The organism is Fastidiosibacter lacustris, from assembly GCF_003428155.1.
GTDB classification, from domain to species: Bacteria; Pseudomonadota; Gammaproteobacteria; order Francisellales; family Francisellaceae; genus Caedibacter; species Caedibacter lacustris.
Genome location: NZ_QLIR01000019.1, coordinates 23,706 through 31,241, shown reverse-complemented (window position 1 = coordinate 31,241; position 7,536 = coordinate 23,706). Strand labels below are relative to the sequence as shown.

The 7,536-nt window shown below is 34.8% G+C and carries 2 protein-coding genes and 1 pseudogene; 2 read left to right on the top strand and 1 reads right to left on the bottom strand.

Features of this window, described 5'->3' with window-relative positions:
• Positions 1 to 939 (bottom strand): ISNCY family transposase (locus tag DNJ77_RS08340; RefSeq protein ID WP_116964535.1); only part of this gene is annotated, 939 nt, incomplete at its 3' end.
• Between the two features lie 220 nt (positions 940 to 1,159).
• Between DNJ77_RS08340 and DNJ77_RS08335 the strand changes: the two are divergent.
• Positions 1,160 to 1,264: pseudogene (locus tag DNJ77_RS08335) on the top strand (IS481 family transposase); the annotation flags it as partial.
• A gap of 380 nt (positions 1,265 to 1,644) precedes the next feature.
• On the top strand, positions 1,645 to 7,524 hold the full coding sequence (locus tag DNJ77_RS08330; protein ID WP_116964534.1) for an RHS repeat domain-containing protein: 5,880 nt from the start codon (positions 1,645 to 1,647) through the stop codon (positions 7,522 to 7,524).
• The last annotated feature ends 12 nt before the right edge of the window (positions 7,525 to 7,536 follow it).

The window sequence follows — 7,536 nt, the reverse complement described above, 5'->3', positions numbered from 1 at the left end:
TTCCTTAATAAGGCAGATATCATCAAGGTTTATGTGCTTAGGCACAGCAGTAAATTCATTGCTGGGCACTTGGGGTTGTACTACAAACTTCTTCTGCCACACTTCTGGGATGAATACTCTTTGTAAATAGTAATTAGCTTGATGAATTTCATGGATATTATTTAGTCGAAGCTCTGGAACTAAACGATCCTGAAGGGTATCAAAGGCGCGTTCTATACGACCTTTTCCCTGAGGGGAATGAGCAAATATAATTTCAATACCCAATTCTTCACATGCTCTTTGTACTTGCGAAAAATAACACCGCTTAGGACCACCAAATATACCAGCCCGGTCAACATATAATGTTTTAAATATTCCATTTTGTTTGATTATATTATACAAAACTTTTAAGCAACCTTGGGTAGTTTCAGATGGAAAGAACTGAGCATAGAGCTCACTTGTGGCATCATCTATGATGGCAATCAAACAAGTTTTCTCATCACCAAACCAGCGGTGAAGGCTTCCATCCATTTGCAACAACAAGCCTGCTGATGTCATTCTATCGCGCTTTTTACGTGCTTTACTTCTATGGTTTTTGGCACGTTTGACATGGTGAATTTCATGGGCCCAAGTCCGCAAAGTTTCACGTTTTATTGTGATTGCCTCATGCTTAGATAGCAATTCAGCCAGATGTTGCAAATTTGCATCATAATACTTGTCTTGTATAAGCTGCTGCACTTTTTTCTTTAATGTGTTATCAATTTTATTAGGAGGGGATTTGCCTGTATTACCATGAATAACAAATTGTATGCCTATTTTTTGATAACGACTAAGATATCGCTCTATCGTTCGTTTAGAACAGTTCAAAATCTTGGTCGCATTATTGATTGAGATTTTACCATGAGCTACTTTAACAATTATATCTATGGTAAGCTGCGCTTTTGAATCCATCATTATCATCCTAAGAATCTCCTAAGCCATAAATATATGATTTTAGGAGATCACTAATTTAGTTGGATCCGACAATTTCCCTTGGTAATTAACGTACGACAAAATCCCTTGGTGTTAACATATCTAATATGTATTAGTCTAGATATAATCTGACATTCATCTTGACTTAGATGAGGTTGCCTGTTTTGATAAACGTGAAACAAAATAAATCAAAAACAGGAGCAACCTCATGTTGGATACTAATAATAAATTCATCAAAAATAAAGTCGGTTTGTTAAATTTAGCAGAGGAATTAGGAAATATTTCCAAAGCATGCAAAGTAATGGGTTTCTCATTATAAAAAACTTTGAACAGACTTTGAATAGACTCTTAGTCAAGCTTAAAATATCAAATAGAGTATCTAATACTCAAAACAACCTAATTATAATTAAATTTCAATCTAAATAATCTATTATTTTTGTATAAAAAATATAACTTTATAGTATTAAAGATGATTTATAAGAAGTGATGAGGATATCTATGACCTATATCAGAAATTATGAAATTATATGATCTATACTTACTATGACAACGATATTAGGAACAAACTATCTCAAACAACTATAAATAATAAGGAAAATAAGATTGCTGTGTTTCAGAAAACTTAAGTGTAACTCGAAGTAGAATTCTAGAGTTTAAAAAATCTAATTTATGAATGAAAGGAGGACTTAAATTATGATTATGAAAAAAACAATAGGTACGATGATAAGTCTGGTATATCTGTTGACATATGTACTTGAGCCTGCATATGGGCAAGTCTTAAGAGCAGAAGTAAGAGAAAGTGAAAAAAATGCAAAGGTTAATGCCACTACTTTTTCTGATAATAAAGAGGTGTTAAATTTATTACAAAATTTCTCACAGGCGAATAATGGGAATAGTTTTCAGTCATTAGCAGGTAATGCAAATTTACCAGTGACCTTATCTGTTAATCCTACAACGTTAAAGTTAGTTTTTTCAAATGAAATCGTGAAAATACTTAGTAAACCTGTTTCGACGCTAAATTTTGGTCTGATGCTTACAAATGATAACGCCTATAATCCTTTAAACCGCTTGTTTGTAGATAAGGACTTAGCCTTAAATATTCCATATATCCAAGTCTTAACAGGTGAAGATGGTAAGAAATATTATCGTTTAAATATGGGACATAACCAATATTCATTTGAGGTTAAGCAAGATGAAAATGGCAATAAAGTAGGAGGGTTTTATTATACTAAGTTAGAGAAAGCAAAACTGATCTTTTTAGACGATAAAAGAATACAATTGATTGAAGAGGATGGCAGTCATTATTTTTTTGAGGAAAGCAATCAGTGGAATTTCCTATATCCTGCAACAGCTATTGTTAATAATACGGGAGATAGAATAAGTTTTCAGTATACGCCAGATGGTGGAGTTGAGATATTAAACCATGATAATGAGGTCATGGTTCAAGTATTAAAAATGCCAAGTGAAGTAATGATCACTTATCTTAATCCATTAGGAGAGTTACAGGAGTTTCATATTGTAAATGAAAATAGAGAACGTGTTAAATTAATCAATCCGCTGAATCAAACGCTAAGTTTAAATTATCAAGATGAAACGACGTTGGTAGATGTATTGTTTCCAACTGGAGCAATTTACCATTTTGATTATGCAAAACTCTCACAAGTGTCGTATGTGATAGATGGCTTAACAACACCTATTTTATATAACAATAGTTATGTGAGTCAGTTTGTGAAGAAGTTGGGCAATCGATACAGTGAAGATGGAGTATATCACTATAGTGTATCCCAAGATGGGCATAATTTTGCAGGAAATGGAATATGGTGTTCAAAGCAGATATTTGAGTCATTAAATCCTTTGCAAGACTGGATGTTAGAGTGTGGTTCGGAGCATCAAAATGGGGTATATGGTTACACGACGTGGATAGAAAGCAAAGTGCCTGTATTTAGCGGTAAGGGGATAGATTGGCAGCAGATGGTGATGAAAAATAGTTATAATTATCTGCATTTGTCAACTGGGATGAGTCTGGATGTCGGGGATAAAAGACTAACAGAACAGAAATTAATTTATCCTGAGAGTATTAAGAAGGCAAAGAGTTTTAGTGATTTATCGGATATTTACAATAAGCCTATTGAGGTGAATTACTTAACCTATGATGAGATAGGTAAAGACGTATTGCCAAGACAAATGATAGGTCAGTATCGCTATTATGTAAAAGAAGATGTAGGTAGTGGTGCTTATTTGGGTGCAATGAAGGAAGCGATAGATGGTTATGGCAATCAAATAGAGCTTGAGTACTACCCTGAAATAGAGACAGGGACATATAGTCTTATAAAATCACAAAGGATGTATCGCTATGGCTCACAAGATGAGGCTAAGATGGATAGTCTAGGATTGTCGTGGTTAGAGAGTAGTGTAAAGGTTAAGGATAAAGCTTATCGAGTAAAAATGCCCTATATGAGTGAGACGATTTCGAGTTTAAACGGGCAAAAAACAAATGGTAATCGTATATCTCTTGATATAGATAAAAACAGTGTGTTGTATGGAAAGATAAAAGCAGCGACAGAATTAATACAAGGCTCCAATCCCTATATTAAGAAAGAGTTAGTAATGAATAAAACTGAAGATGGTAATTATGAGGTTTACACTATACAAACATCTGCTGAAGATGATACCAAAGACTTAGCACCAACTAGAGTGGAAAGTGAACATAGGATTTACAATCGTTATGGTGGCTTGATTAAGGTGGTGAATCCCTTAAATAATGATGTATTGATTTATGATAATTATGATGCATTAGGACGGGTTACGCAAATTACATATCTACCCAGTAATCAAGCACAATATAAGCAAGTTTATCGCTATAAATACATGATTAATAACAATCCAAACGAAGCAGGTTATGTATTGACAACGACGGTGGTTACACCAACGACAGGTAATATAGGATATAGCACAAGGACGTATTATGATCAGGAAAACCGAGTTGTCAAAGTGGAAACTCAAGCAATAGATCGTTCATTTTACTATGTTACTGCAGAGAGTCACTACAATAGCGCAGGGCAATTGAGTACAGAAGTCCAATATTATTATGATGAAGAGGGCAAATCGCATCCACAAGTCAGTCGCTATTTTTATAATGCAGAAGGAGAATTAGTTGTTATCCAACAAGCAGATGGCAAGAGTGTGGTAAATCTTAACGATGGTTATCGTGAGCAGAAAATCAGTTATATACTAGAACCGACTGAGGAGTTGATGCCTGTAGTAAATGGAGTGCAAGAGTTATCATTGTGTTTTGATCCTTTGAAATCTCCTGAATTTAAGATAGGCTCCGATATAAGTGCATGGCAACCATTGTATACAAGGTGTAAAGTACGTACTGTTAGCATCTCACAAAGCATAGTTTCTAATATATCAAATGATACAAAGAGACCGATTTGGAAATATCAAGGACAAGATGAATATAGTATTGTATTAAATAAAGATTTTAAGTATACCAATGAATCTGGTTTAAGAGTTCCATTATATAAGAATAAAGAGATTTATGCCTTGGTGGAAAAATTAAGTAATGAGGCATTAAATGGCGTGGCGTTGGATAGGAAAAATCTCATTGAATTATCTGAGCAGGTAAGGAGAGATTGTTTATCTGGAAACTGTCAAGCTCTGAGTTTTAATACGACTAGACTCAATGATTTACAATTACCAGAAAAACAACGGGATTTGGTCAATGGCTGGGCAGTTGAATATATCTATGACACTAAAGATCAGACAAAATTAATCGCAGAAGTGAAGCTTTATAAAAATAATAATCATGAGGAGCAAGCATTAAGTACCACTTATTATGATTATGATAACTATGGTCACGTTATAAAAGTAAAGGTAGCGAAAGGGGGATACAATTCAGAGATTGCTGCTGGCAGACAGAGCAATGATGTCTATCACATAGGAGAAAGAACTTACACATCATTGGGTTACTTACTAAGCAGTACAAGTTTAATCAATGAAATTGGTCAAAATAGCACATTTGGTTATGATAAATTGACAGGTTTACCGATATGGATGAAAGATGCTGAAGGTAATGGTATCAAGATATATTATGAAAATGAGATATGGAAATTAAGACCAAGTAAAGTTGTTTATGAAGGTAAAATTTTCGAGGATGGTTTTGTAATTTACTATAGCTATAATGCCAATGGTGATATTGCCAAAATTCGCAAGGATGATCATTTGGGTCATCTCATTAGTGAGATTTCCTATGATTACCATACTGTAACCTTAGAGCTTACAAACATCAAGATGAGTTATCCTGATGGAAGCATGAGAAAGCTTACATTTAACTATAATGGATATGAGACATTAGTTCAAAAAACATACAACAAAGAAGATGGATTCATTTGGCAACAAAGCTACAAGAGTAATCATTTAGGGTTACCGATAAAGGTAACCTATAGTGGTCAAGTAAATAGTACGATTATGGTTGATTATCAGACTGATTTATTAGAGCGTGCTGTTTCATATAATGACAAGGTGGGACGAATCTTTAATTATGACAGTTTGGGGCGATTAATAGGCATAGATAATGTGTTAAATGCAATAAAAATGAGAAGCTATGCATATGACTACAATAGATTAGGTCAAAAAGCGCAAAGAACGTCGTGGACAGAAGATGATGAGTCTTCTAATTTAGTTAAGACGGTGCAACGTTATGACTATACGCCATTAGGGCAATTATCGGTATTTAGCTGTGAAGGAGCAGAGTGCCCTAAAGCTCAGGGTAATATAATTAGTAAAGAGCAATATAGTTATGATGATGTATTGAATAAATTATTAGAAGTGAAACGAGAGTTTGGCGATAGCAATACAGATATAACACGCTACTTTTATGCTAATCCAGATCCTACGCAAGTCAGTAAAGTAGAGTCACAAACCATCACTACATTGTTGCAATATGATAAGAATGGTAATGTTATTGCCATGGATAAAGAGAAGAAAGATGGTACAAAAGAAGCTCATACTCTGCGTTATGATGCAGCTCAAAATCTGATAGAACTAAAAACAGACAGCAAAGTTATTCGTTATGTTTATGACATGTTTGGTCGCCAAATTGAAGAAAGTGTAACGGATGTAAAAGCAAAAACTGATAAGAAGCAAGTGAATTATTATCTATCAGGCTTAATGGAGCAAAAAATTGGTGTAGATAGTCGATATTACGTTGGTGATGGTAGCCTCTATAAAGGTGAGTATGAGCGAGTGATCACAGATGGATTTAATATAACTGGAAATGTGAAAAATAATGTTATAGAAGGCAATTTTGTCTATACCCCATTTGGTGAACAGACGGATAGCCAGATTGCAAGCCTATATCAGGCGCAGCAATTAGCGTTAAGTGTGCAAAAAAGTAATTTGGGTTATAGGATGATAAATACCGATAGGGAAACCAATTGGCAGTTCTTAGGGGAAGGCTATCGTGCATATAATCCTGAGCTGAGAGTATTTATGAAGCATGACTCATGGTCACCTTGGGGATCAGGCGGAGTTAATGGTTATAGTTATGCAGGGAATGATCCGATAAATGCTTTTGATCCAACAGGGCATGTCACAGAAGGCGATCAGAAGAAGATCACCACTGCAATTGATTTATTTATCTCCACTTGGCAAGCAGCAGCGATTGTAGGAGGGCTATCACTAGTCATAGGCACAATCATCGCGTTTATTCCAGGGGTGAATTTGATTGCAGGGCTAATTATTGGCTTTGTTGCGGAAGTAGCGGTGGGTTTTCTTGCCACCTGGGGATTGATGGGCTGGGGAGTAGCAAAAGATCAAGTAGGTGCTTTTATTGGCGCGGCATTCCTAAATGCAGCAATAGGATTTACTTTTATTGCTGGGGCATTGTTGCTATCACGATTATATTTTGTAGTGAAATATATTCCTAAAGGAAATAGAATGGCAGCTTTTCGGAGTATAAAGAAGTTACCTAGTAACAAAGTTATTAAAGCAAAAGGTCTAGAAGTTGAAAGTAAGCTCAAAAATGATATTGGTTCTTTACTTGAACGTGATCCAACAACTGTTCAAGGGACTATGATAGATAATGTTAATCAAGGAAGGCAATCGATAATAAGGCAAAACTCTGTAAGGCAATCTCAATCTCTTAAAGTTAACGAAGGAGAGGTTATGAATGAGAAAGTGACAAACCAAGAGTATGAAAAACTAAGGATATTTCCTGAAGATAGTATGGAAGATGCATTACATAAAATAAGTAATGTGGGCGACAAGATGAGTAAGTTAAAAGGTCATGGTTTCCTAGGAGAAGGGGAAAGTGCTCTTTCAAAACAGCTTGCTGATATAAATGAAGATAATATTAGTATTTTATTAACTGAATCCTCAAAAAATCAAAGATTTGGTATGTTTTGGAGAGTAAAATTTAAGGATATAAACTCAGATTATAAGTTTTCTACTGGCGCTACTATTCAAAATATACAAAATGATCTTCCAATAAAATTGGGAGGTGAAGGTAGGTGCGCTGCTATGATATGTTCTAAGATAAGAGGACATATAGATGATTATTTAGAGCAATAAATATAAATGGAG

What these genes read in the sequence shown, in the direction of transcription:
- DNJ77_RS08330 (WP_116964534.1), top strand. Translation starts at nt 1,645, where the DNA reads ATGATTATGAAAAAAACAATAGGTACGATGATAAGTCTGGTATATCTG.